The following is a 1,129-nucleotide window of genomic DNA, read 5'->3' on the forward strand; positions in this document are numbered from 1 at the left end:
GTCCGGTTGTTCCACTGATGATCCGACCACGTCGGCGTCTGGTGCGGCGTCGTCCAGTGCTCAGGCTGGTTCTGGCACGGGTGAGCAGTCGAAGTTCTTTGTGCAGGCTGACTATGACAATGAGCTCGCGTTGTTGAAGGCGACCGCGACCGGTCCGGCGGACAAGCCGTGGGAGCAGGTGCTGAACCCGAAGCTGGTTGATACCGCGAAGTACAAGAAGGCCGGTCCGTACAAGATCTGTTTCTCCAACGCGGCGTTGAACAATCCGTGGCGGCAGGTCGGCTTCAAGGTCATGCAGGCCGAGGTCGAGGCGCAGAAGTCGATGATCAAGGAGTTTGTGCACGTCGACGCGGAGGGCAAGGACAGCAAGCAGATCGCGGACATCAACGATCTGCTGGGTAAGGGTTGTGACGCGCTGATCGTGTCGCCGAACACGACCGCGACGTTGACCCCGGCGGTGGAGGCCGCTTGTGCCAAGGGTCTGCCGGTGATCGTGTTCGACCGTGGTGTGGACACCAAGTGTCCGGTGACGTTCATCAACCCGATCGGTGGTTACGGTTTCGGTCAGGTCGGTGCTGAGTTCCTGAGCCAGAAGGTCAAGCCGGGCGGTAAGGTCCTCGCGCTGCGTATCCTGCCGGGTGTCGATGTGCTGGAGACCCGTTGGTCGGCGGCGAAGGTTCAGTTCGACAAGGCGAAGGTCAACGTGGTCGGTGTGGAGTTCACCGATGGTGACCCGGCCAAGACGAAGAAGATCGTCAACGACTACATCCAGCGGTACGGCAACATCGACGGTATCTGGATGGATGCCGGTGCGACCGCTGTCGCCGCTGTGGAGGCGTTCCAGGACGCGGGGAAGCCGGTCCCGCCGATCAATGGTGAGGACCAGCTGGACTTCCTGAAGCTGTGGAAGGACAAGAAGCTCACCGCGATCGCGCCGACCTACCCGACCTATCAGTGGCGGACCCCGATCCTCGCGGCGCTGAAGATCCTCAACGGTGAGCAGGTCTCCAGCCCGTGGAAGCTGCCGCAGCCGACGATCACGCAGGACAACCTCGACACGTACGTCGATGCGAACATGCCGCCGTTGCACTACGCCATGTGCGGCTGCAAGGATCTGCCCGGCTACCCC

1 protein-coding gene is annotated in these 1,129 nt (G+C 62.0%); it reads left to right on the forward strand.

The window, feature by feature from the left end; genetic code table 11:
• The coding region (locus Dsi01nite_RS56915) for an ABC transporter substrate-binding protein (protein WP_203854883.1) at positions 1–1,129 on the forward strand (1,129 nt) is incomplete at both ends.

Source organism: Dactylosporangium siamense (genome assembly GCF_016862795.1).
GTDB lineage: Bacteria > Actinomycetota > Actinomycetes > Mycobacteriales > Micromonosporaceae > Dactylosporangium > Dactylosporangium siamense.